This is a genomic window from Massilia eburnea, assembly GCF_050709955.1.
GTDB classification, from domain to species: domain Bacteria; phylum Pseudomonadota; class Gammaproteobacteria; order Burkholderiales; family Burkholderiaceae_D; genus Rugamonas; species Rugamonas eburnea_A.
The window spans coordinates 17,179-38,180 of the sequence record NZ_JBNZFX010000012.1 but is presented as its reverse complement, the minus strand read 5'-3'; the positions used below and the strand labels follow the sequence as shown (position 1 = coordinate 38,180).

Here is a 21,002-nt window from a genome sequence, read left to right as displayed (position 1 = left end):
GTTCGGACTAGTCCAGTGTCACCAATTAGTCATATCAAACAGTTAATATGCAAAAGGACAATAAAAAATTCCTTTTGCTAGATACTCTGGGGGTACACATTTTCATGGAAAAACGCATTTCTTTGCGCGCTACCGCGCTGGCCGCCCTGTTGGCCTGCCAGCCGGTGTTCGCGGCCGACGTGGTGATCAGCCAGATGTACGGCGCGGGCGGCAACAACGGCGCTACCCTGCGCTACGATTACGTTGAACTGTTTAACCGCAGCAGCAGCGCGGTGGCCGTGGGCGGCTGGACCATCCAGTATGCGTCGGCCAGCGGCACCAGCTGGGGCAGGGCGGAACTGCCGGCCGGCACCAGCATCGACGCGGGTAAATACTTCCTGGTCAAGCTGGCCAGCAGCAATACCGCAGTGGGCACCGACATCGCTGCCGACTTTTTCAACGGCGGCGTGAACATGAGCGGCGCCTCGGGCAAGGTGGCGCTGGTCAACAACAATACGGCGCTTAGCGGCGCCCAGCCAAGCAGCGCTTCGATCCAGGACCTGGTCGGCTATGGTTCGGCCAATTTCTCCGAGACCGCGACTGCGCCGGGGATGAGTGCAACTACCAGCCTGCTGCGCGCCAATAACGGCTGTACCGACACCAACAACAACGCCGGCGACTTCACTGCTGTCGTGCCGCAATTCCGCACTGCCGCTTCGCCGGCCAATATGTGCGACAACGGCCCGGCGCCGCAGCCCATCGTTCCAATCTGCCCGGCCGGCGCCACGCTGGCCTTCGGCGCCGGCGGCAGTATCGCGCTGTCGGCTTCGGACGCTGACGGCATCGTCAACGGCGCGCTGATCACGTCCGCTGCCGTGCCGGGCCTGAGCCTGGGCAGCCTGACGCCGGCGGCCGGCATCGGCGCCAATGCCAGCGTGTCGCTGGTGGCATCGCCATCGACTGCAATCGGCCTCTATCCGGTGGCCGTCAAGTTCACCAATGACCAGGGCCAGGATGCCAGCTGCACCGTCAGCGTTACCGTTGAAATGGGTGCGGGTTCCGTGGTGCCGGTGCACCAGGTGCAGGGCTCGGGTGCAACCAGCCCTTACAGCGGCGCAAAACTGAGCACCGAAGGCGTGGTGACCGCCAAGGTCGGCAGCGGCTTCTTCATCCAGGACCTGGCCGGCGACGGCGATCCCAATACCTCGGACGGTATGTTCGTCTACATGGGGGCGGCGCCGGTGACGGCTTCCGTGGGCGACCTGGTGCGCGTGGCAGGCACCGTGACCGAGTACAAGCCAAGCGGGGCGACCCGTTCCTATACCGAGCTGTCGAACGTGACCAGCGTCGTCACGCAGAGCGGCGGCCACAGCATCACGCCGACCAATATCGACCTGCTCGGCACCAGCCTGGCCAATGTGGAAGGCATGCTGGTACGCTTCCCGGGCAAGCTGACGGTCAATGGCACCGAATCGCTGGGCAGCCGCGGCGAGCTGGCGCTGGCCGATGGCCGCCGCGAAGTGCCGACCAACCGTTACCCGGCACGCAGTCCGGAAGCAATTGCCATGGCAGCCGCCAATGCAGCCAATATGATCACGCTGGATGACGGCCTGTTCGTCACGCCGAACAGCGTGCCGTATATCGGCCAGGACGGTACTGTGCGCAGCGGCGACACGGTCAGCGGCCTGACCGGCGTGGTCGATTTCGGCGCGCTCGGCAGCGGTGGCGCGGGCTTCAAGCTGCAGCCGACCGAAACCCCGGTGTTCTCGCGCGAGAACCCGCGCAGCATCGCCCCCGAACTGGCGGCGGGCAACGTCAAGGTGGCCAGCGCCAATGTGCTGAACTTCTTCACCACCTTCGTCGACGGCACCGACGTGCTGGGCCAAACCGGCCAGGGCTGCACCCTGGGTTCCGGCACCAGCAAGAGCAACTGCCGCGGCGCCGACAATATGACCGAGTTCGTGCGCCAGCGTAACAAGATCGTGGCAGAGCTGAAGGCGATCGACGCCGACGTGGTAGGCTTGATGGAGATCCAGAATAACGGCGACTATGCGGCCAGCTACCTGGTCGACAGCCTGAATGCAGCCTACGGCAAGGTGGAATATGCCTACGTGCCGAAGCCGGCAGCGACCGGCACCGATGCGGTCCGCGTGGCGATGATTTACAAGCCTGCCAAGCTGGTACTGGTAGGCGGCGCGCTGTCCGATGCCAACGCCATTTACGAGCGTCCTCCGATGGCGCAGGCCTTCAAGGCTGCCAACGGCGCGAAATTCAGCCTGGTGGTCAACCACCTGCGCGCCAAGCGCTGCAGCAACCCGACCGGCGGCAACGTCGACCAGGGCGACGGCCAGGGCTGCTACAACCAGTTGCGCCTGGAGCAGGCGCAGCAGTTGGCTGACAGCTTCGTGCCGCAAGTGGTGGCGGCGGCCGGCGACGACGACGTACTGCTGATCGGCGACTTCAATGCCCACGGCATGGAAGACCCGATCCTGTTCCTGGGCTCGGAAGAGCGCCAGGTCCGCTTCGAAAACCAGCTGGAGCGCTTCGTGCGTCCGAATGGAATCCCGCATTCCTATGTGTTCGGTGCGGAAAGCGGTTACCTGGACCAGGCCCTGGCCAGCGCTTCGCTGAGCCAGCAAGTGGCGGGCGCCGTGCTGTGGAATATCAATGCCGACGAGCCGGAAGTGCTGGACTACAACCTGGATGGCAGGAACGCTGCGGCCCAGGCCCTGTACAACGCGCTGCCTTACCGCGCTTCCGACCATGATCCGGTGGTGATCAGCCTGAACCTACCGGCCTCGTATACGGACGTCACTGGCGGCGTGCAGGTCCAGCGCTCCGGCCTGGTGCAGGGCCGCTTCAGCAGCATCGGCACCGCCACCGCCTGGCTGACCAACACCAGCGGCGCCGACCTGGCTGCGCCAGTGCACTATGTGCTGCAAGGCCTGCCGGCGAACGTGACCCTGGCCAATGCCACCGGCTATGTCAACGGCATGCCTTACATCACCGCGGCGCCTTCGCTGGCTGCCGGTGCCCAGGCTACCGTCCAACTGCAATTCAATAATCCGAGCCGTGTGGCGGTCAACTACACGCCAAAAGTCTACAACGGCAGCTTCTAAGGACAGCAACCATGCATAACAAACTGATTACCCGTTTCCTGCGCATCCTGGCGCTGTTGCTGGCATTTGGCGCCAGCAGCCACGCCATGGCCGATGTGATGCGCCTGGTGACCCTGGACACGGCGGTCTACGGCGCCGGCCGCCCAGGCTACCTGGACTTCACCTTCAACGGCGTGGATGGCGCGCCAGCTGCGACCGCGACCATGTCGCAACTGCACGGCTTCGACCTCGATCCGGTCAATTTCCTGCTGGGAGGCGATGCTGCCGCAGTGCCTGGCGGCTTTGCGATGCTGAATTCGAGCAACCTGAATGACGTCGCTTACCAGGGCGTGTTTGGCGGCGTGTTCAGTTTCCTGCTGACGATTTCGGGCGACTCTTCGGCGCTGCTGAACTCGAATTTCGGCGTGCTGGCGTATGACATCGACGGCAACCAGATCAAGGGCAAGATCCTGGACCTGATGTTTGTCTCGGCAGCGGACGGCAGCGCCGACCTGCAAATCCTCAGCGTCAATGATGCGGTGGCCAGTGTCACCGCTCCGGCCGCAGTGCCGGAGCCGGCGTCGCTGGCGCTGGCGGCACTTGGCTTGCTGATGTTGGCCTTCGCGCGCCGGCGCCGCGTCTAAGCACTGCGGTTGCACAAACGCCACAGGCACCTTGGGAGTTTAGGCTCCCAAGGTGCCTTTTCATTTGGATGGCACAGAGTGAACGGGGGGATTTATTTCGGCAGAATATTAATACTTAATTAAAATTGTATTAGCGTGCAGGACTTGGCATGATTCATAGTTTTCCGTATAACGACCTGCGTTTTTTGCCATGTCCTTCAACATTCTCGTCATCGACAGCGACCCTGCTGTGCAGCAACTGCTGGCCCACAACCTGGGCCAGGCGGGCTACGCCGTGCAATGCCACGGCGACGCGATGACCGCGCAGGCAGCGCTGCAGGGAACACTGCCGGAAGCCGTGCTGCTGGAGTGGGACTTGCCGGGCCAGTCCGGCCTGTCGCTGATCCGCCAATTGCATGCGGCACCGCGTACCAGCGAGTTGCCGATCCTGATGCTGAGCGCGCGCTGCGCCGAGCAGGACAAGGTGCTGGCGCTGGAAAGCGGCGCCGACGATTTCATCTGCAAGCCGTTCGGCCCGCGTGAAACCATCGCGCGCCTGCATGCGGTCCTGCGGCGCCGGCGCCCGGCCGGCATGCCGGGCGCACTGCAACTGGCCGGCTTGCGCCTCGATCCGCATACCCTGAGCGTGACGGCAGGCGAGCGCCAGCTGAACCTGGGGCGGGTGGAATTCCGTTTGCTGAACTACCTGATGCACCACCCGGGCCGGGTCCACAGCCGCGCGCAATTGCTGGACCAGGTGTGGGGCAGCCATGTCTACCTTGATGAGCGCACGGTCGATGCCCATGTGGGCCGGCTGCGCCATGCCCTGCAGCCAAGTGGGCTGCACGATGCGATCCAGACCGTGCGTGGCAGCGGCTACCGCTTTCTCGCGGAAGCGACCGCCCAATGCTGAGCCCTGACGCCCGCGAGCAGGAATACCTGTTGCATGCCATCGAGGGCGCGCACGGCATCGGCACGCAGCGCGAATTGTTCCTGTGGAGCCAGGGGGCATTGCAGGCGCTGTTGCCGCACGGCGTGCTGCTCAGCATCCAGCTTGACGAACAGGGCAGGGCGCGCCAGGTGGAATGCCTGCACAGTACCGTGCTGGCGCCGTCCGCGCGCGCCTTGCTATGCGATCCGGCGCAGGGCCCAGCGCCAGCCTGGCTGCGCCAATGGCAGCAGGGCGGCAGGCAGCCGCTGGCGCTGCAAGCGGGCGCGATGGGCCATGGCCTGATGCATGGCAGCGGCGCGCTGGCGATGGGCGGCAGCGCCTTCGTGCTGCTGGGCTTGCCCGGCGAGCCTGGCGTGCGCGAAAGCTGGCTGTTGCAGCTGCTGCTGCCTTACCTGCACCTGGCGCAGCAACGCGTCGCCAGCGCGGCGCAGGCGCCGGCCCTGGCGCCAGCCGTTTCACCGCGCCAGGCCGAAATCCTCGAGTGGCTGCGGGAAGGCAAGAGCAACCAGGAAATCGGCCGCCAGCTCGGCATCAGCGCACTGACCGTCAAGAACCACCTGCAGCGCCTGTACCGCCAGCTCGGCGTCAACAATCGCGCGCACGCCGTGGCGCGCAGTGCGGTCCAGCCGCACGGTTGACCTGCCGGCGCGGGAGCGCGATGATGGCGCCATTCCCTCCTGGAGCATGATCATGAACCGAATTGCCCTCCTGCTGGCCTGCCTGGCCGCCAGCGCCTGCAGCCATGCCACGCCTGGCGCATCCAAGACCCTGGCCGAATTGCGCGCGCTGGGGCAGGCTGCGGCGTGCACCTCCGACCAGCAATGCAAGACCGTGCCATTGGGCGCCAAGTCGTGCGGCGGGCCGGAATCGTATATGGCGTATTCGACCGCCCGGGTCGGCCCCGAGAAGGCGGGCGCGCTGGCGGAGCGCTACCGCAAGGAGCGCGAAGCAGAGAACCAGGCGAGCGGCCTGGTCAGCGATTGCCGCTTCCTGATGGATCCCGGCGCGCAATGCCGCGCCGGCACCTGCCAGCTGGGCGGCAAGAACGGCGCGCTGGCGGAATAAAAAAAACGCCGCGACCAGCGCGGCGTTTCAAGGAGCAGTGGGCGCTTAGTTGCGCACCACTTCAGCATTACGTTGCTGGGTTTTCTCAGGCACCGGTACGGTGGTGTCGACTTCCAGCAGGGTGGTCGAAACATTGCCGCCCGGTGCGGTGAACACCACTGCGCCCAGGTGCTTGGCGTTGGCCAGGCCGGACCAGGAGGCGCTGATGGTCGAGGTGGCGCCGGTGAATACCATGGATGGCAGGCCCAGTTTCAGGTTGCCGCCCATTTCATCCTTGGCCACGGTCCACGAGGACAGCGTGTAGTTCGCGCTGCCGCCCATCGGCGCGTAGCCGATCACGCACACCTTGTAATTGCCGGCTGCCGGCTGGTTCAGCGTCACCACCTCGTTCGAGGTTGCGCCGCCGCTGGTGCCAACCTGGGTGCCGGCACCGTTCAATACCAGCAGGTCCAGGTCGTCGTGGTCGCCAGCCTGGTGGCCGGAGGTATCCACATCGAACAGCGAGAAGCGCGCCACCAGTGCGTTGGCAGGCACGGTCACGCTGTGCACATTGACGCCAGCGCTGCCGCCGGCCCGGCAAGCCGCCACGCCACCGTCGGCGGAAGCGTCGGTGCCGATGGTTGCTGCGCTGCGGGTCGCCGCTTTCAGGCCGCCCTTCATTGCAGCCAATGGGCCGGTGAAGCCGGCGCCGATGGTGAACGAAGAGCTGCCGTTGGCTGCCTCGTTATACAGCTTGGATGGCACCGAGATCATGGCTGGGCGGGCGGAGAGCGGGCTGCGCACTACATGGCCTGCGCCATCGTTCCAGGTCAGGCTGCCGTAGGCCCAGGTGTTGGCCGGCGCGCTGACATTGGTCAGGTTGACGGTGAACGTGGCTTTGGCGCCTGGCGCCAGCGTCAGGCTGGCCGGGCTGACCGCCACGGTGAAGCCTGGCAGGGTGGCGTTGGCGGTGTAGGTTGCTTCCTGGCTGCCGACGTTGGTCACGGTACGGGTCATGGTCAGCTTGCCCAGCACGGCGGAGGCGGTCAGCGATGCCAGGTTCAGGTTGTACGGCTGGATGCTGCCGTACGGCGCGCAGAAGCTGGCCGACAGGGTGCCCGGGATGCCGCACATGAAGCGGACCCAGTCGACCGGGCCGGAGTCATACACCAGGCCTGGATCGACCGCCTTGTTCGGACGCACATGGCCCGCGCCCTGGCCCCATGGCAGGGTACCGGCCGCCATGCCCGGCTGGCCGTCGGCGAAGGTGTCGTAGGCGGTGGTCATCAGCGCCGACTTGATGGCCGCCGGCGACCAGTCCGGGTGGGCCTGGCGCATCAGCGCGCCGAGGCCGGCCACGTGCGGGCTCGACATCGAGGTGCCCTGGTAGCTGGCCCAGTTGGCGTACGGCGTCAGGGTGCCGTTGGCGATGGCGTCGCGCTCGGCCGGGGTGTTGTAGTCGGCGGTCACGCCGGCCAGGATGTCCACGCCGGGCGCGGTCAGGTCAGGCTTGAGGATGTTGGCGTTGTGCTTGTTCGGGCCGCGCGAGGAGAAGCTGGCCATTTGCGGTGCCGGCACGGCGCTGGTGGTCAGCACCGACTTGCCCATATTGCTGGCGCCGTCCGGATGCGCTGCGATCCAGGTGCGGGCGGCGGAACCGTCGGCAAAGTTCAGGTGCACGGTCGGAATGCTGTGCGGGTCGGCTGCCGGCGCCTGTGCGGCGGAGGCGTCCATCAGGATCATGCCGACGCCGCCGGCTTCCTTGACGGCACGCGACTTGTCGACACGGGCGCTGTTGCCGCGTTCGCACAGCAGGACCTTGCCGTTGGCCTTGGCCGGGTCGAGCGCTGCGTCCGCGCCGCCGCCGTAGGTGGCGCGGTCGGTTTCGGTGTAGCACAGGCGGGCGGCGGCCTTGTCGGCGGTGCTCAGCTGGGCGTACGGCTTGAGGGCGGCATCGCGCGCCAGGATGGTTGGGGTATCCGGCAGCACCGACTGGTTGTAGGAAGCGCCGCTGTAGCTGGCGCCGCCCACCAGGTTGACGGTGGCGACGCTGGCCCGGTTGTGGGTCGAAGCAGCGACGGTGGTCAGCCAAGGCGACAGGTGGGCCACGGCATTGGTCGGGCCGGAGTTGCCGGCCGAAGCGGCGACGAACACGCCGGCGGCGGCCGCGTTGAAGAAGGCCATTTCGACCGGGTCGGTGACGCTGGTCTGCGAGCCGCTGATCGAGTAGTTCAGCACGTGCACGCCGTCGGCCACAGCCTGGTCGATCGCCGCCACGCTGTCGGAATTGAAGCAGGAATTACGGGTGCCGGTGCCGTCGGTGGCGGTGGCATCAGGATAGGTCCAGCACACCTTGTAGGCGGCGATGCGGGCACGCGGCGCCATGCCGGACATGCTGCCGATCGGGATGCCGGACAGGGTGCCGATCGCGCCGGAGTTGCCGCCGGCGGTGGTCGCGGTGTGGTCGCCGTGGCCGCCATGGCCGGTGGCGCCGGCCAGCGAGTCGCGCGGCGAGACGAAGTCGGTCCAGTGCAGCGGACGGCCGCTGGCCAGGAAGCCGGCGTTGAAGTAGCGCGCGCCGACCAGCTTGTTGTTGCAATGGTTGGCGGTGAAGCCTTCGCCGGTGGTGCAGGCGCCGTTCCAGTTGGACGGGGTGTCATACACCAGGGTGCCGCCGACGTCGAAAGTAGGCTTGCCCTGGTTGTCGACGCGGTCGGCGTAGGAAGTGTGCTCAGGCCAGATGCCGCCGTCGACAATGCCGATCACCACGTTCTCGCCGGCCTTGTCGGTGCCGCCCAGCTTGGCCCACAGGCCGTCGCCCGGGGTGTCCAGGCCGAGGAATTTCGGGGTGTAGTTGGTGTCCAGGCTGCGGGCTTCGTCGGCGCTGATATTGGCCACGGCGCTGGATTTCTTCAGGGCGCGCACTTCGGCGTCGGTCAGGCGGGCGGCGAAGCCGTTCAGCACCAGCTTGTACTTATGGACGATCTGCGCGTCCGGCACGATGGCGGTGGCGCTGCTTTGCTGCTGGTCGAGGTAGGCGATGTAGTCCTGCACGTTCTGTGCGCTGACGTCGAGGCGGTTGCCGGCTGCCGGCTTGGTGGCAGCCAGGCCGCTGACGCCGCCGGTATAGTTGGCGACCGGCGCGTCGGCCAGTTGCACGATGTAGGAGTGGCGCGCTTCTTCAGCGCCGGCTTGCACGGCAAGGCCGGACAGCATGGCCAGCACGGCCAGGGTCAGTGGTCGCAGTTTCATGTAGTTATCCTTGTAATCCGATTATTGGGCGCGACGACGGCGCATGGCGGCCAGACCGGCCAGGCCAGCCAGCAGCAGCGGGGCGGAGCCTGGCAGCGGCAGTGCGACGTCGAGGTCGTCGATGGCGAACTGGGCGGCGTACGGCGCCCAGTCGGCCATGTTCTGGCAGCCGCCGTTGCCGTCGAACAGGCAGGCGCTGATGTTCAGGTTGGTCAGGTGCAGGGCAGCGAATTCGGCGTCCAGCTTCCAGGTCGAGAACATGAAGTGGCCGTTGCCATCCTGGCCGGCGAAGTCGGCGCTGCGGGTGACGCTGCTGCCGTCCGCGGTGGTGGCCTTCAGCACCAGTTGGCCATAGCTGCCGTCCGGCTGGCCGCCGACCGGGGCAAAGAAGGAAAAGCGCAGGGAATTCAGGGAATAGAAGCCACCGCCGCGCTGGACGTCGACCGAGCCGTCATTCCAGCCGGCGTAATACTTGCTGGTGTTGCCGGCGGGGCAGTCGATAATCGCGCCGCAGCTATTCGGATTGCTGCCGTCAAGAATGGTGCCGCCCAGGCCGTCGGTGATGCCGAGCGACTGGACATAAGCCGAGATCTGGGCGGTAAAGTTGAGGCCACCATCGAGGAATTTTTCGCCATGATTATAGACCATGGGCGCTTGCGAATCCAGGTTGGCGACGCCCGCGTGGGCCGGTGCGGCCAGCATGGCAGCAACGCCGACCAGCGCACAGCCGGCCAGTTGTTTAATGCGAGTGAAATGTACATTCATGATGCGTTCCCTTGCTTTTTAGTGATCCGAAAACGGCGAAACCTGTGTTGCACAGGTTGCAATGAAATATAACAATGACACGATTGGAAGTGGATAAAATTTCAATGATGTTAATTTAATTTTCTTACGGAAAAAGCAAATAAAGTTTGGCGAGTCCTATGGAGAAATTGACGTGCCGGTAGGAATTATCTTGTGAAAATTTTGCGACACTTTTAATAACATTTCCGGGCAAAATGTCTCAGCTGAGACAAGGGCGCTGCACACCGCAGAAAAAATTGTCGAAACCTAAACCCGCGTGGTAGCCTTCGCTGTTCCATTCAAGGCGGAGGTAGTACGGATGTTTGCAGCACGGATCCATGGCAAGACCAGCAAAGGCTTCACCCTGCTCGAGCTGCTGGTCGTGATTGTCATCATCGGCCTGCTGGCCGCGTACGTCGGCCCGAAATACTTCTCGCAGCTGGGTAAATCCGAAGTCACGATCGCCAAGGCGCAGATCGAGGCTTTCGACAAAGCGCTCGACACCTACCGGCTGGACGTCGGCCGCTATCCGAGCACCGAAGAAGGCCTGGCCTCCTTGCTGGCTGCGCCGGCCACCGCGGGCGCCAAGTGGAACGGTCCTTACCTGAAAAAAGGCGTGCCGCCAGATCCGTGGGGCCGTCCATACCAGTACAAGGCGCCCGGCGCCAAGGCTGAATACGACATCATCTCCCTCGGCAAGGATGGCCAGCCGGGCGGCGAAGGCGAGAACGCCGATATCGGCGCCCAATAAGCACAGCGCGGCCTGAGCGATGCAGTTCGATGTACGCACCTTGTCGCCGGACATGGCGATCGGCCAGTTGGTGATCGATGGCCGCGACGAAGCCGACGCACGGCGCCAGGTGGAAGCCCGCGGCCTGTTCGTCAGCGCCATCACGCCGCGCAGCGCCGGCCTGCGTGCCGGCAAGGCCAAGGCCTTGTCGCTGGTCCTGTTCAGCCAGGAGCTGCTGGCGCTGCTGAACGCCGGCCTGGGCGTGGTGGAAGCGCTGGAAGCATTGCTGGAAAAGGAAGCGGCACCGGCCACGCGCGGCGTGCTCGAGCGCATGCTGGCCGGCTTGCGCGAGGGCCAGCGTTTTTCGACGGTGCTGGCCGACCAGCCGCAGTTGTTCCCGCCGCTGTACGTGGGCATCGTCAAGGCGGCCGAAGGCACCAGCGACCTGCCGCGCTCCCTCGAACGTTTCATCGACTACCAGCAGCGGGTCGACCTGGTGCGCGCCAAGCTGGTGAGCGCGGCCATCTACCCCTGCATCCTGTTGCTGGTGGGCGGCGGCGTGTCGCTGTTCCTGATTGCTTATGTGGTGCCGCGCTTTGCGGAGGTGTACCAGGGCGCGGGGCGCAACCTGCCGTGGATGTCGCAAGTCATGCTGAGCTGGGGCCAGTTCGCAGCCGCGCATACCTTGCCGCTGGTGGCCGGGCTTGCCGCTGCGATCGGCGGCGCCGTGTTCGGCGTACGCCACCTGGTGCGCAGCGGCAGCATGGCGCGCCTGCTGGTACGCTTGCCGGGCGTGGGCGAGCGTGTGAAGATCTATGAGCTGTCGCGCCTGTACCTGACGCTGGGCATGCTGAGCGAGGGCGGCATCACCATCCTGAATGCGGTGGACACCGTGCAGGCCATGGTGTCGGCCAATGTAAAGGAAGGCCTGCAGGGCGCGCGCGCCATGATCGAGGCGGGCTTGCCGTTGTCGTCGTCCTTCGAAGCCAACGGACTGACCACGCCCATTTCGCTGCGCATGCTGCGCGTGGGCGAGCGCACTGGCGAAATGGGGGCGATGCTGACCCAGTCGGCGGCTTTCTACGATGGCGAGATCGGGCGCTGGATCGACCGCTTCACCCGCACGTTCGAACCGCTGCTGATGGCCTGTATCGGCCTGGTGGTGGGCGCTATCGTGGTGCTTCTGTATATGCCGATTTTTGACCTGGCTGGAGAAATGGCATGACGCTGCCGGTGCTTGACGCTAACCTGCTGGCGAAGGCGCGTGCGCAGTGCGCGCTGTCCAAGCGCAGCCTGGTGGAGGAGCTGGAGGACTTGTCCGGCATCGAACCGCGCATGGCGGTGCGGGCGCTGGCCCAGCCTTTCGGCCTGGCCGTGCTGGAAACGGCCGACATGCTGGCTTTCGCGCCGGCCTTCGACCTGCTGCCGCTGTCGCAGGCGATGGCGCGCCATTGCGTGCTGCTGCGCTCCCACGATGGGGCGGCAGTGGGCGTGATCGCCGACCCGTTCGACCTTGATTTGCAGACCTGGCTGGCGACCCAGGCGCGCTGCTCGGCATCGGCGCCGCTGCAATTGCGGCTGGCGCTGCAGGCCGATATCCAGGCCTACCTGTCGAAGCAGGAGGAATCGGCGCGCGCGGTCGATACCCTGGTGTCGGGCGGGGAGGGCACGCGGCGCGACGGCAAGACGGCGGCGGTGCTGTCGTTTGCCTCGGTGTCGGAGGGCGCCAGCCCGGCCGTGAGGCTGGTCAATTCGACCCTGTACGATGCCTTGAAGGCCGGCGCCTCCGATATCCACCTGGAGTCGACCGCCGGCGGCCTGGCCGTCAAATACCGGGTGGACGGGGTGCTGGACCACGCCACCGCCGTCAACGGCATCGACGTGGCGGAGCAGATCATTTCGCGCCTGAAGGTGCTGGCCGAGCTGGACATCGCGGAACGCCGCGTGCCGCAGGACGGCAGCTTCCGCGTCGAGTCGATGGGGCGAGAGATCGACTTGCGGGTATCGATCATGCCTTCCATTCACGGCGAAGACGCGGTGATCCGTATCCTGGACAAGCGCGCCATGATCGAGTCCTATGGCGCGCTGACGCTGGAGGCGCTGGGCTTCGACGATTCTTCCCTGTCGACCTTGCGCTCGCTGGCGCAGGAGGCATACGGCATGCTGCTGGTGACCGGGCCGACCGGCTCCGGCAAGACCACCACGCTGTATGCTGCGCTGACCGAAATCCACAACGGCCGCGAGAAGATCATCACCATTGAAGATCCGGTGGAATACCAGTTGCCTGGCATCCTGCAGATCCCGGTCAACGAGAAAAAGGGCCTGACCTTTGCCAAGGGCCTGCGCTCGATCCTGCGCCATGACCCGGACAAGATCATGGTGGGTGAAATCCGCGACCGCGAGACGGCGGAAATCGCGGTGCAGTCGGCACTGACGGGCCACCTGGTGCTGACCACCGTCCACGCCAACAACGTGTTCGACGTGTTCGGGCGCTTTACCCACATGGGGATCGACCCGTATGCCTTCGTGTCGGCGCTGAACGGCATCTGGGCGCAGCGCCTGGTGCGCATCAACTGCCCGCATTGCGCGGTGGAGGTGACGCCGTCCGACGAGGAGCTGGCCAGCGTGGGCCTGTCGCGCAGCGACGTCTACGAATACAACTTCAAGGAAGGCAAGGGCTGCGGCGATTGCCGCGGCACCGGCTACAAGGGGCGCCGCTCGATTGCCGAGATCCTGACCCTGAACGACGAAATCCGTGAACTGATCGTGGAAAAGCGGCCGATCCGCCAGGTCAAGGCCGCCGCCTATGCCAACGGCACGCGCAGCCTGCGCCACGCCGCGCTGGACGTGGTGCGGCGCGGCGATACCACATTGGCAGAAATCAAGCGGGTGACCTTGCATGCTTAAGAATTTCACGCAATCGCTGCGCATTGAAGTCACGCCGCAAGCCTTGCGCCTGCTGCGCGTGCGGCGCTGGGGTTCGGCCGCGCCGGAACTCCTGGCGCAGCAGTCCCTGGCGGCAGCGACCGCGGGTGCGGCCGGCGTTGCCGCTGCCTTGCCGGGCGCCCTGGCCGCGCTGCTCGCAGGCCAGGATGCCGGCGGCGTGGCAGCCAATTTTGTGCTGTCCGACGGGCTGGTGCGCCTGTGGCAAGTGACGCCACCGGTGCAGGCGGCCCGCCTGGCCGACCTGGAAGGCGCCGCAGCGCTGCGTTTCTACACGCTGTTTGGCGAAACGCCGGCCGCCTGGCACGTCAGCGCGGACTGGAGTGCCGCCGCACCGTTTATGGCCGCTGCGGTTCCGCGCCTGCTGAAGGCTGCAATTGAGACCGCCGCGGTCCAGCATGGGTTGACCGTCACCGCCATCGTGCCCCATTTCGTGGCGGCCTGGAACCGCCATGCCGGCGCATTGAAGAACGACGCCTGGTTCGGCGTCGCGCAAGACGGGGTGCTGGCGCTTGCCGCCTGCGAAGGCGGCAAGCTGCGCGCCGTGCGCCACGTCGCCATTCCGCACGGCGCCGACCATTACTGGCTGACGCAGGCCGCACAACGCGAGGCGCTGCTGCTTGGCCTGCGGCCGCCGGCCCTGATTCAGTTGAGCGGCGAAGTGCCGGCAGCACTGGCCAAGCCGGCCAGTAGCGACAAGCATATCGCTACTGCGGCACTGGGAGCCGCAGCATGAGGCCGATGCAGATCGATTTTGCCACTGCGGGCTGGCGCGCTACGCTGTATCGCGTGCATCCGGCCATCCTGCTGGCGGGCGTGCTAGGCGTGGCTTTGCTGGCGGCCGGCGCGAGCTTTGGCGTGCAAGCGGCAAAGCAGCAAGCGGCGCGCGAAGAAAGCCTGCGCGCCCAGCAGCGCAAGCAAGCCTTCGCAGTGCGGGCGCCGGAGCGCAAGCCGGAAACGGTGATTCCGGAAGCGCAGGCGGTGGCCGTCAATGCAGCCATCCTGCAACTGAATTTGCCCTGGCGCGACCTTCAGGATGCCGTCGCCGCGGCCAATACGCCTGCCGTGGCGCTGCTGGCGCTGGACCCGGACCCGCGCAAGCACACGCTGAAGATCACGGCCGAAGCCAAGAACAGCGACGATATGGTTGGCTACATCGAACAGTTGAAACAGCAGGAATTCTTCGCCGGCGCCGCCCTGCTGCGCCACGAGATCAACGACCAGGACCCGAATCGCCCGCTGCGCTTCCAGGTGGAAGTGCAATGGAGGGCGCGATGAACCTTGCCGCCCTGATGCTGCGCGTGCGCCTGGCTGCGATGCGCCTTGGCGTTGCCGGCTGCGCCGCGCTGGCGCTGCTGCTTGCCGGTGCCGTGGCGCTGGCATGGTCGCTCAAGGCGCGCCAACTGGCATATGAGCCTTTGCCGCCCGCGCCGCCGCAACTGGTGCAGGCCGCGCCGCCCCCGACTGCCAATGAGAACCTGGCCCATTTCTATGCCTCGCTGGGAGAAAAACGCCAGGCCGAGCAGCAGATCAAGCAGCTGTTCGACATCGCTGCCAAGACCGGGCTGGCGCTGGACCAGGGCGACTACAAGTTCAGCCTGGACAAGGCCAGCGGCGTGGCCGCCTACCAGGTGACGTTGCCGGTGAAGGGCGCTTACCAGAATATCTGGCAGTTCAGCATGCAGGCGTTGTCGGCGATCCCGTTCGCGGCGCTGGACGATATCGCGTTCCGCCGCGAAACCATTACCGAGCCGGTGGTCGAAGCGCGGATGCGCTTTACGCTATACCTGAAGGAAAAGCCATGAAGCCGCGCCATTTGTTGATGGGCGCTGCACTGGCGGGCGCCGCTGCGCTGGTGCTGTTTGGCGACAAGGCTCCCAACGAGGCGGTGGCGGAAGCGGTCGAACGCAAGCCGGCGCGCACACCGGCCGCCAGTGCGCCGCCCGCAGCGAAAGCGGCGAATTCGGCGCCGGGGGAGGCAGCGATCCTGCGCCTGGTGCCGCGCGACGAATTGATCGGTGAAGTGGGCGAAGGCTCGTTCAAGAGCAAGGATGGGGTATTCGGCGGCCAGAACTGGAATCCGCCAGCGCCGCCGCCAACGGCAGCGGAGCTGAATCCGGCACCGCCGCCACCTCCCACTGCGCCGCCGCTGCCGTTCCAGTTCCTGGGCAAGGCGGCTGCCGATGGGCAGTGGGAAGTCTATCTTGGCCGCGGCGAGCAGACCTTTGTTGTGAAAAAAGGCATGCAGATCGACGGCATGTACCGGGTGGATGCCATCGCGCCGCCAAACCTGACGATTACCTACCTGCCGATGAACCAGGTGCAGCAGTTAAATATTGGAGTAATTGAGTGAAGCCAAGTCTGAGAACGCTGTCGCTGTCCGTGCTGGTGCTGGCGCTGTCCGGCTGCGCGGCCGAAATGGCCTACCGCGATGGCCGTAACCTGGTGGAAAAGGACCAGGTGGAAGCAGGGCTGCTGAAATACCAGGAAGCAGTCGACCGCGATCCTGGCAACGCTGTCTACCGGTCCGCCTACATTAATGCGCGCGACCGCACCACCGCCCGGCTGCTGGCGCAGGCCGAGCAACTGACCGGCGAAGGCAAGTACGCGCTGGCGGCGCAGGATTACCAGCGCGTGCTGGCGTTCAATCCACAGAATGAGCGCGCACGCGGCGGCTTGCGGGCGCTGGAGATGGCCGATCGCCACGACAAGCTGCTGGCGCAAGCGCGTGCATCGCTGGAGCAGAAGGAGTTCGAAGCGGCCAAGAACCGCGTCGGCACCGTGCTGACGGAAAAACCGGACCATGCGGCCGGGCGCGCCATGATGCGCGAGATCAACGAGCAGGCGCCGCAGCCGCCGGCCGAATCGGGCCTGTCCAAGGCCTACAAGACCCCGATCACGATCGAGTTCCGCGAGGCGCCGCTGAAGCAGGTATTCGACATCATTTCGCGCCGTTCGGGCCTGAACTTCATCTTTGACAAGGACGTCAAGAGCGACGCCCGCACCACCATCATGCTGAAGAACAGCACGGTGGAATCGGCGATCTACTTCCTGCTGATGACGAACCAGCTGGAGCAGCAGGTGATGGATAGCAACACAATCCTGATCTACCCGAACACGGCGGCCAAGCTGAAGGAGTACCAGGAAACGGTGGTGCGCACTTTCTACCTGTCCAATGCCGAAGCGAAGACCGTCGCCAACACGCTGAAAACCATCCTGAAGACGCGCGACGTGGTGGCTGATGAAAAGCTCAACCTGGTGATCCTGCGCGACAGCGCCGACGCGGTGAAGCTGGCCGAAAAGATCATTGCCACGCAAGACCAGGCCGAGCCGGAAGTGATGCTGGACGTGGAGATCCTGGAGATCAAGCGCAGCAGCCTGATGAAGCTGGGCGTGGATTGGCCGAACACGGTGGGCCTGTCGGTGCTGAATGGTGCGGGCGACGGAACAAAGCTGAAGTTGCGCGACCTCGATTTCATCAATCGCGACACCATCGGTGTGTCGGCGCTTGCTACGACCATCAATGTCAAGAAGACCGACGGCGACACCAACCTGCTGGCCAGCCCGCGCATCCGCGTGCGCAACAAGGAAAAGGCCAAGGTCGTGATCGGCGAGAAGGTACCGGTGATTACCACCACCATTTCGCCGGGCTCGGGCGGCTTTGCGTCGGAGTCGGTGAGCTATGTCGACGTCGGCCTGACACTGAATGCGGAGCCAACCATCTACCTGAACAACGAAGTGGGCATCCGCATTGCGCTGGAAGTGTCGAACCTGATCGACCGGGTGACCACCGCCAGCGGTACTACCGCCTACCAGATCGGCACGCGCCAGGCCTCCACCTTCCTGCAGCTGAAGGACGGCGAGAACCAGGTGCTGGCGGGCCTGATCAACAGTGAAGAGCGCAGCACGGGCAACCGCGTGCCGGGCCTGGGCGACATGCCGATCCTGGGCCGCCTGTTCGGCAGCCAGACCGACGACAAGCAGAAAACCGAGATCGTGCTGTCGATTACTCCGCACCTGGTGCGCAACCTGCAGCGCCCTGAAATCACGGCGGCCGAATTCTCGGCCGGCACCGAAGCCAACTTCCGCCGCAAACCGGATGTGACGCCGCGCCAGAATGTCGTGCTGCCGGGCGCCCGTCCTGCCGGCACCCCGGATGCCGCAACCGCCGCAACTGCCGTTACCGCCGCCGTGCCGACGCCCGGCGCCGCGCCGGCACCTTCCGGCGAAACGTCCGCACCGCAGAAACTGCCGCTGTCGGGTACCCAGCCCGGCCCTGCATCAAGCGTGACTAAGCCGCTGCCTGCGCCAGCACCCGCGCCGGCCAACACTGTACAACCGCCTGCCAGCACGGAGCGTAAAGAGTAAGCATGCGCGCGCGCGGATTCACCCTGATCGAACTGCTGGTGACGCTGGCCATCCTTGGCCTGCTCGCCGCGCTGGCGATCCCGGTCGGCCAGACCGTGGTCCAGCGCCGCAACGAGCAGGAGCTGCGCAGCGCGCTGCACGTGGTGCGCAAGGCACTGGACGACTACAAGACCGCCTACGATGAAGGGCGCATCGCCAAGTCCATTACCGGCAACGGTTACCCGCGCACGCTGGAGGTGTTGGTGGAAGGCGTGGTCGACCTGCGCAGTCCGAAGCGGGCCAAGATCTACTTCCTGCGCCGCATCCCGCGCGACCCGTTCAACTCGGATTCCAATGCCAGCAATGGCCAGAGCTGGGGCAAGCGCAGCTACGCCAGCGAGGCCGACGATCCACGCGAAGGCGAGGATGTTTTTGACGTGTATTCGACTTCGGAGCAGGTAGGCCTGAACGGCGTGCCTTACAAGAAATGGTGAACAAGAAGGGTTTCACGCTGATCGAGCTGCTGGTGGTGCTGGGCATTATCGCCTTGCTGCTGACGCTCGCCGTGCCGCGTTATTTCCCGAGCGTGGACAAGACCAAGGAAACCATACTGGCCGACAACCTGCGCAGCACGCGCGCCATCATCGACCAGTATTACGGCGATACCGGGCGCTTCCCGGATAGCCTGGAGCAGCTGGTGGAGAAGAAGTACCTGCGCGCGTTGCCGATCGACCCGATCACGGAAAAAAACGATGGCTGGACCATCGTGCCGCCGGACGACGTGGGCAAAGGCGGGGTGGCAGACATCAAGAGCGGAGCGCCAGGCAATGACCGCAGCGGCAAGCCATATTCGGAGTGGTAGGCAGCACGGGTTCACCTACGTCAGCGTAGTGATCCTGGTGGCGATTATCGGCCTGGTAGGCGCCACGTCGCTGCGCCTTGGCACCACCATGCAACGCGCGGCCGCTGAGCAAGCCCTGCTCGATATCGGCATGGAGTACAGCAATGCCCTGGCCAGCTATGCCGCCGCCACGCCCGAGGGGCAGCCCAATTATCCGAAGTCTTTTGCCGAACTGCTGAAGGATCCGCGCTTCCCGCAATTGCGCCGCCACTTGCGCCGCGTGTATGTCGACCCGATGACGGGCAAGGCCGAGTGGGGACTGGTGAAGGCCAATGAGAACGGCGGCATCCTGGCTATTTACAGCCTGTCGAAAGCGACGCCGATCAAGATCGGCAATTTCCCGCCGCGCTTCGTGGCCTTTGAGGGGAAGACCAGCCTGGCCGACTGGAAGTTCAGCGGCGAGGGCGTGCAGATTGCGGGAGCCAAGGGATCCGATGGCCAGCAGCCAGGCCAGCAGCCGGGCCAGCCGGCCAAGCCGGGTTCGGGCATGCAGCCGGGGAGCCCGATGACGGGCGTGACGGGCACCGAGCCTGGTGGTTTGAATGGCACGCAACCGGGCAGCAAGCCGGGCACGCCGCAAGAGCCGCCGCAGCCGGTTGAACCGCCGGAACCGCCGCAAGAGCCGCCGCCCGAGCCCCAGGATCCGCAGGAGCCGCCAGCCGAGCCGCCGGAGCAGTCCGGCGACCAGTCGCGCGAAGAGCCGCCACCGCCGCCGCCGCGGCGTTGAGGCCGGACCGTCTTATTTTGCGCGGCGTTTGAAGTCGCGCAGGCGGAAGCCGAGCGCGAACAAAGTGCCGAAGTAGACCAGTACGCAGCTGCCGACCACCAGGAACAATGCACCAGCGCGCAGGATCGAATGCTGGCGCATGCCAAGCCAGTCGAACTGCTGCGCGCCGAACCAGCCCGCAATACCCATCAGGGCTACCGCCACCACCAGCTTGGCGAAGAACGCCGACCATCCCGCCTGCGGTACATAGATGCCTTTCTGGCGCAGGCCGCGGAACAGCAGTGCGGCGTTGAGCAGGGCTGCCACGCTGATCGACAGCGCCAGGCCGGCCACGTTGAACGCCGGCACGAAGGCCAGGTTCATGAGCTGGGTGGCTACCAGCACGAACAGGCCGATGCGCACCGGCGTGCGCACGTCCTGGCGGGCATAGAAAGCCGGCGTCAGCGACTTGACGAGAATGATGCCGATCAGGCCGACCGCGTAGGCGAGCAGCGGCCGCGCCGACATGATGGCCGCTTTGTCCGAGAATTCGCCGTGATGGAACAAGGTCGCGATCAGCGGCAGCGAGAGTACTGCGATGCCGACGGCAGCCGGCAGGGCGAGCAGGAAGGTCAGGCGCAAGCCCCAGTCCAGCAGGGAAGAGTACTCGGCATGGTCCTGCTCCTGGCTGGCCTTGGACAGGCTTGGCAGCAGGATGGTGCCGAGGGCCACGCCCAGCAAGGCGTTGGGGAATTCCATCAGGCGGTCGGCGAAAGTCAGCCAGGAGACGCTGCCTTCTTCCAGCCAGGACGCATAGGTGGTGTTGATCATCAGGCTGATTTGCGCCACGGAGACCGCAAACACGGCGGGCCCCATATTCTTCAGCACGCGGCGTACGCCCGGATCGGCCAGGCCGGCGCGCGGGTTCCAGGACAGGCGCGGCAGCATGCCGATCTTCACCAGTGAAGGCACCTGGATCACGACCTGCAGGATGCCGCCCACCATGACGGCAATCGCCATGGCGTAGACCGGCTGCTTCAGGTGCGGCGCCAGGAACAGGGCCGCGGCAATGAAGGAGATATTCAGCAGGACCGGGGTGAAGGCAGGGATCTTGAAGTGGCGCCAGGTATTCAGCACGCCGCTGGAGAGCGCGACAAAGGACATGCACGCGATGTAGGGGAACATCAGGCGCGTCATCCAGACCGCCGCGTCGAAGGATTCAGGATCCTTGCTCAAGCCCGAACCAATCAGGTAGACGAACAGGGGAGCGCCTATAATGCCGACTGCGCTGGTGAACAGGGTAGCCCAGACCAGCACGGTCGCCACATGGTCGACCAGGGTGCGGGTGGCTTCCTCGCCTTGCTTGCCTTTGTATTCTGCCAACATTGGCACAAATGCCTGCGAAAATGCGCCTTCGGCGAATAGCCTGCGCAGCAGGTTGGGGATGCGGAAGGCAATGTAGAAGGCGTCGGTCAATCCACCGGCGCCGAAGGCGCGGGCAAACAGGATGTCGCGCAGGAGTCCCGTGATGCGGGACAGCATTGTCATGCTGGAAATGGCAGCGAGGGTTTTGAGCAGGTTCATGGAGGGCGATTATATTTTGAATTGCCCTGGCAGCAAAACCCCGTTATAATTTAAGGCTGT

General features: G+C 65.2%; 19 protein-coding genes. 16 read left to right on the top strand and 3 right to left on the bottom strand.

Annotated features, from left to right (window positions below):
* Nucleotides 1-104 precede the first annotated feature (104 nt).
* The 5 genes from ACQ4MM_RS08225 to ACQ4MM_RS08205 all read left to right on the top strand — a co-directional run bounded on the left by ACQ4MM_RS08225 (nucleotide 105) and on the right by ACQ4MM_RS08205 (nucleotide 5,717).
* A complete protein-coding gene (locus ACQ4MM_RS08225; RefSeq protein WP_431476914.1) occupies nucleotides 105-3,098 on the top strand; it encodes an ExeM/NucH family extracellular endonuclease in 2,994 nt (997 codons plus the stop codon).
* A gap of 11 nt (nucleotides 3,099-3,109) precedes the next feature.
* Nucleotides 3,110-3,721: an NF038129 family PEP-CTERM protein gene (locus ACQ4MM_RS08220; RefSeq protein WP_431476913.1), complete on the top strand. Its 612-nt coding sequence runs from the start codon at nucleotides 3,110-3,112 to the stop codon at nucleotides 3,719-3,721.
* A gap of 190 nt (nucleotides 3,722-3,911) precedes the next feature.
* Nucleotides 3,912-4,613: a winged helix-turn-helix domain-containing protein gene (locus ACQ4MM_RS08215; protein ID WP_431476912.1), complete on the top strand. Its 702-nt coding sequence runs from the start codon at nucleotides 3,912-3,914 to the stop codon at nucleotides 4,611-4,613.
* Nucleotides 4,607-5,290 carry a LuxR C-terminal-related transcriptional regulator gene (locus ACQ4MM_RS08210; RefSeq protein WP_431476911.1) on the top strand — a complete coding sequence of 228 codons (684 nt, stop codon included), beginning with the start codon at nucleotides 4,607-4,609 and terminating at the stop codon, nucleotides 5,288-5,290. The genes ACQ4MM_RS08215 and ACQ4MM_RS08210 overlap by 7 nt, the downstream gene beginning before the upstream one ends.
* 52 nt (nucleotides 5,291-5,342) lie before the next feature.
* On the top strand, nucleotides 5,343-5,717 hold the full coding sequence (locus tag ACQ4MM_RS08205) for a hypothetical protein (protein WP_431476910.1): 375 nt from the start codon (nucleotides 5,343-5,345) through the stop codon (nucleotides 5,715-5,717).
* A gap of 45 nt (nucleotides 5,718-5,762) precedes the next feature.
* Here the strand turns inward: ACQ4MM_RS08205 and ACQ4MM_RS08200 are convergent, their stop codons facing one another.
* Entirely contained in the window at nucleotides 5,763-8,948 is a 3,186-nt protein-coding gene (locus ACQ4MM_RS08200) for a S8 family serine peptidase (RefSeq protein ID WP_431476909.1), read from the bottom strand.
* Between the two features lie 21 nt (nucleotides 8,949-8,969).
* Nucleotides 8,970-9,713: an NF038120 family PEP-CTERM protein gene (locus ACQ4MM_RS08195; RefSeq protein WP_431476908.1), complete on the bottom strand. Its 744-nt coding sequence runs from the start codon at nucleotides 9,711-9,713 to the stop codon at nucleotides 8,970-8,972.
* Nucleotides 9,714-10,050: 337 nt separating this feature from the next.
* Here ACQ4MM_RS08195 and gspG point away from each other — a divergent pair, with 337 nt between their 5' ends.
* From gspG to ACQ4MM_RS08140, 11 genes are read left to right on the top strand one after another with little or no spacing between them, the layout of a single operon-like run.
* A complete protein-coding gene (gspG, locus tag ACQ4MM_RS08190) occupies nucleotides 10,051-10,482 on the top strand; it encodes a type II secretion system major pseudopilin GspG (RefSeq protein ID WP_431476907.1) in 432 nt (143 codons plus the stop codon).
* Between the two features lie 19 nt (nucleotides 10,483-10,501).
* Complete coding sequence (locus ACQ4MM_RS08185; RefSeq protein ID WP_431476906.1) at nucleotides 10,502-11,686, top strand: type II secretion system F family protein; 1,185 nt, start codon at nucleotides 10,502-10,504, stop codon at nucleotides 11,684-11,686.
* Nucleotides 11,683-13,368 (top strand): GspE/PulE family protein, encoded by a 1,686-nt coding sequence (locus ACQ4MM_RS08180; RefSeq protein ID WP_431476905.1) that lies wholly within the window; start codon nucleotides 11,683-11,685, stop codon nucleotides 13,366-13,368. Before ACQ4MM_RS08185 ends, ACQ4MM_RS08180 begins: the two co-directional genes overlap by 4 nt.
* Nucleotides 13,361-14,140, top strand: coding sequence for a hypothetical protein (locus tag ACQ4MM_RS08175; RefSeq protein ID WP_431476904.1), 780 nt, complete (start codon nucleotides 13,361-13,363; stop codon nucleotides 14,138-14,140). The genes ACQ4MM_RS08180 and ACQ4MM_RS08175 overlap by 8 nt, the downstream gene beginning before the upstream one ends.
* Nucleotides 14,137-14,682, top strand: a complete 546-nt coding sequence (locus ACQ4MM_RS08170; RefSeq protein WP_431476903.1) for a hypothetical protein — start codon at nucleotides 14,137-14,139, stop codon at nucleotides 14,680-14,682. The genes ACQ4MM_RS08175 and ACQ4MM_RS08170 overlap by 4 nt, the downstream gene beginning before the upstream one ends.
* The gene (locus ACQ4MM_RS08165) at nucleotides 14,679-15,209 is read left to right on the top strand and encodes a hypothetical protein (protein WP_431476902.1); all 531 of its coding nucleotides are present in this window, start codon (nucleotides 14,679-14,681) and stop codon (nucleotides 15,207-15,209) included. Before ACQ4MM_RS08170 ends, ACQ4MM_RS08165 begins: the two co-directional genes overlap by 4 nt.
* Nucleotides 15,206-15,757: a hypothetical protein gene (locus tag ACQ4MM_RS08160; RefSeq protein WP_431476901.1), complete on the top strand. Its 552-nt coding sequence runs from the start codon at nucleotides 15,206-15,208 to the stop codon at nucleotides 15,755-15,757. Before ACQ4MM_RS08165 ends, ACQ4MM_RS08160 begins: the two co-directional genes overlap by 4 nt.
* A complete protein-coding gene (locus ACQ4MM_RS08155) occupies nucleotides 15,754-17,772 on the top strand; it encodes a secretin N-terminal domain-containing protein (protein ID WP_431476900.1) in 2,019 nt (672 codons plus the stop codon). Before ACQ4MM_RS08160 ends, ACQ4MM_RS08155 begins: the two co-directional genes overlap by 4 nt.
* Nucleotides 17,773-17,774: 2 nt before the next feature.
* A complete protein-coding gene (locus ACQ4MM_RS08150; protein WP_431476899.1) occupies nucleotides 17,775-18,245 on the top strand; it encodes a prepilin-type N-terminal cleavage/methylation domain-containing protein in 471 nt (156 codons plus the stop codon).
* Nucleotides 18,239-18,613 (top strand): type II secretion system protein, encoded by a 375-nt coding sequence (locus ACQ4MM_RS08145; protein WP_431476898.1) that lies wholly within the window; start codon nucleotides 18,239-18,241, stop codon nucleotides 18,611-18,613. The genes ACQ4MM_RS08150 and ACQ4MM_RS08145 overlap by 7 nt, the downstream gene beginning before the upstream one ends.
* Complete coding sequence (locus ACQ4MM_RS08140; RefSeq protein WP_431476897.1) at nucleotides 18,579-19,379, top strand: type II secretion system protein; 801 nt, start codon at nucleotides 18,579-18,581, stop codon at nucleotides 19,377-19,379. The genes ACQ4MM_RS08145 and ACQ4MM_RS08140 overlap by 35 nt, the downstream gene beginning before the upstream one ends.
* Nucleotides 19,380-19,391: 12 nt before the next feature.
* Here ACQ4MM_RS08140 and murJ read toward each other — a convergent pair whose 3' ends face one another.
* Entirely contained in the window at nucleotides 19,392-20,942 is a 1,551-nt protein-coding gene (murJ, locus tag ACQ4MM_RS08135; protein WP_431476896.1) for a murein biosynthesis integral membrane protein MurJ, read from the bottom strand.
* Nucleotides 20,943-21,002 lie beyond the last annotated feature (60 nt).

What these genes read in the sequence shown, in the direction of transcription:
- ACQ4MM_RS08145 (WP_431476898.1), top strand. Translation starts at nt 18,239, where the DNA reads ATGGTGAACAAGAAGGGTTTCACGCTGATCGAGCTGCTGGTGGTGCTG.
- gspG (WP_431476907.1), top strand. Translation starts at nt 10,051, where the DNA reads ATGTTTGCAGCACGGATCCATGGCAAGACCAGCAAAGGCTTCACCCTG.
- ACQ4MM_RS08210 (WP_431476911.1), top strand. Translation starts at nt 4,607, where the DNA reads ATGCTGAGCCCTGACGCCCGCGAGCAGGAATACCTGTTGCATGCCATC.
- ACQ4MM_RS08225 (WP_431476914.1), top strand. Translation starts at nt 105, where the DNA reads ATGGAAAAACGCATTTCTTTGCGCGCTACCGCGCTGGCCGCCCTGTTG.
- ACQ4MM_RS08165 (WP_431476902.1), top strand. Translation starts at nt 14,679, where the DNA reads ATGAACCTTGCCGCCCTGATGCTGCGCGTGCGCCTGGCTGCGATGCGC.
- ACQ4MM_RS08220 (WP_431476913.1), top strand. Translation starts at nt 3,110, where the DNA reads ATGCATAACAAACTGATTACCCGTTTCCTGCGCATCCTGGCGCTGTTG.
- ACQ4MM_RS08170 (WP_431476903.1), top strand. Translation starts at nt 14,137, where the DNA reads ATGAGGCCGATGCAGATCGATTTTGCCACTGCGGGCTGGCGCGCTACG.
- ACQ4MM_RS08175 (WP_431476904.1), top strand. Translation starts at nt 13,361, where the DNA reads ATGCTTAAGAATTTCACGCAATCGCTGCGCATTGAAGTCACGCCGCAA.
- ACQ4MM_RS08140 (WP_431476897.1), top strand. Translation starts at nt 18,579, where the DNA reads ATGACCGCAGCGGCAAGCCATATTCGGAGTGGTAGGCAGCACGGGTTC.
- ACQ4MM_RS08195 (WP_431476908.1), bottom strand. Translation starts at nt 9,713, where the DNA reads ATGAATGTACATTTCACTCGCATTAAACAACTGGCCGGCTGTGCGCTG.
- ACQ4MM_RS08185 (WP_431476906.1), top strand. Translation starts at nt 10,502, where the DNA reads ATGCAGTTCGATGTACGCACCTTGTCGCCGGACATGGCGATCGGCCAG.
- ACQ4MM_RS08180 (WP_431476905.1), top strand. Translation starts at nt 11,683, where the DNA reads ATGACGCTGCCGGTGCTTGACGCTAACCTGCTGGCGAAGGCGCGTGCG.
- ACQ4MM_RS08160 (WP_431476901.1), top strand. Translation starts at nt 15,206, where the DNA reads ATGAAGCCGCGCCATTTGTTGATGGGCGCTGCACTGGCGGGCGCCGCT.
- ACQ4MM_RS08215 (WP_431476912.1), top strand. Translation starts at nt 3,912, where the DNA reads ATGTCCTTCAACATTCTCGTCATCGACAGCGACCCTGCTGTGCAGCAA.
- murJ (WP_431476896.1), bottom strand. Translation starts at nt 20,942, where the DNA reads ATGAACCTGCTCAAAACCCTCGCTGCCATTTCCAGCATGACAATGCTG.
- ACQ4MM_RS08200 (WP_431476909.1), bottom strand. Translation starts at nt 8,948, where the DNA reads ATGAAACTGCGACCACTGACCCTGGCCGTGCTGGCCATGCTGTCCGGC.
- ACQ4MM_RS08150 (WP_431476899.1), top strand. Translation starts at nt 17,775, where the DNA reads ATGCGCGCGCGCGGATTCACCCTGATCGAACTGCTGGTGACGCTGGCC.
- ACQ4MM_RS08205 (WP_431476910.1), top strand. Translation starts at nt 5,343, where the DNA reads ATGAACCGAATTGCCCTCCTGCTGGCCTGCCTGGCCGCCAGCGCCTGC.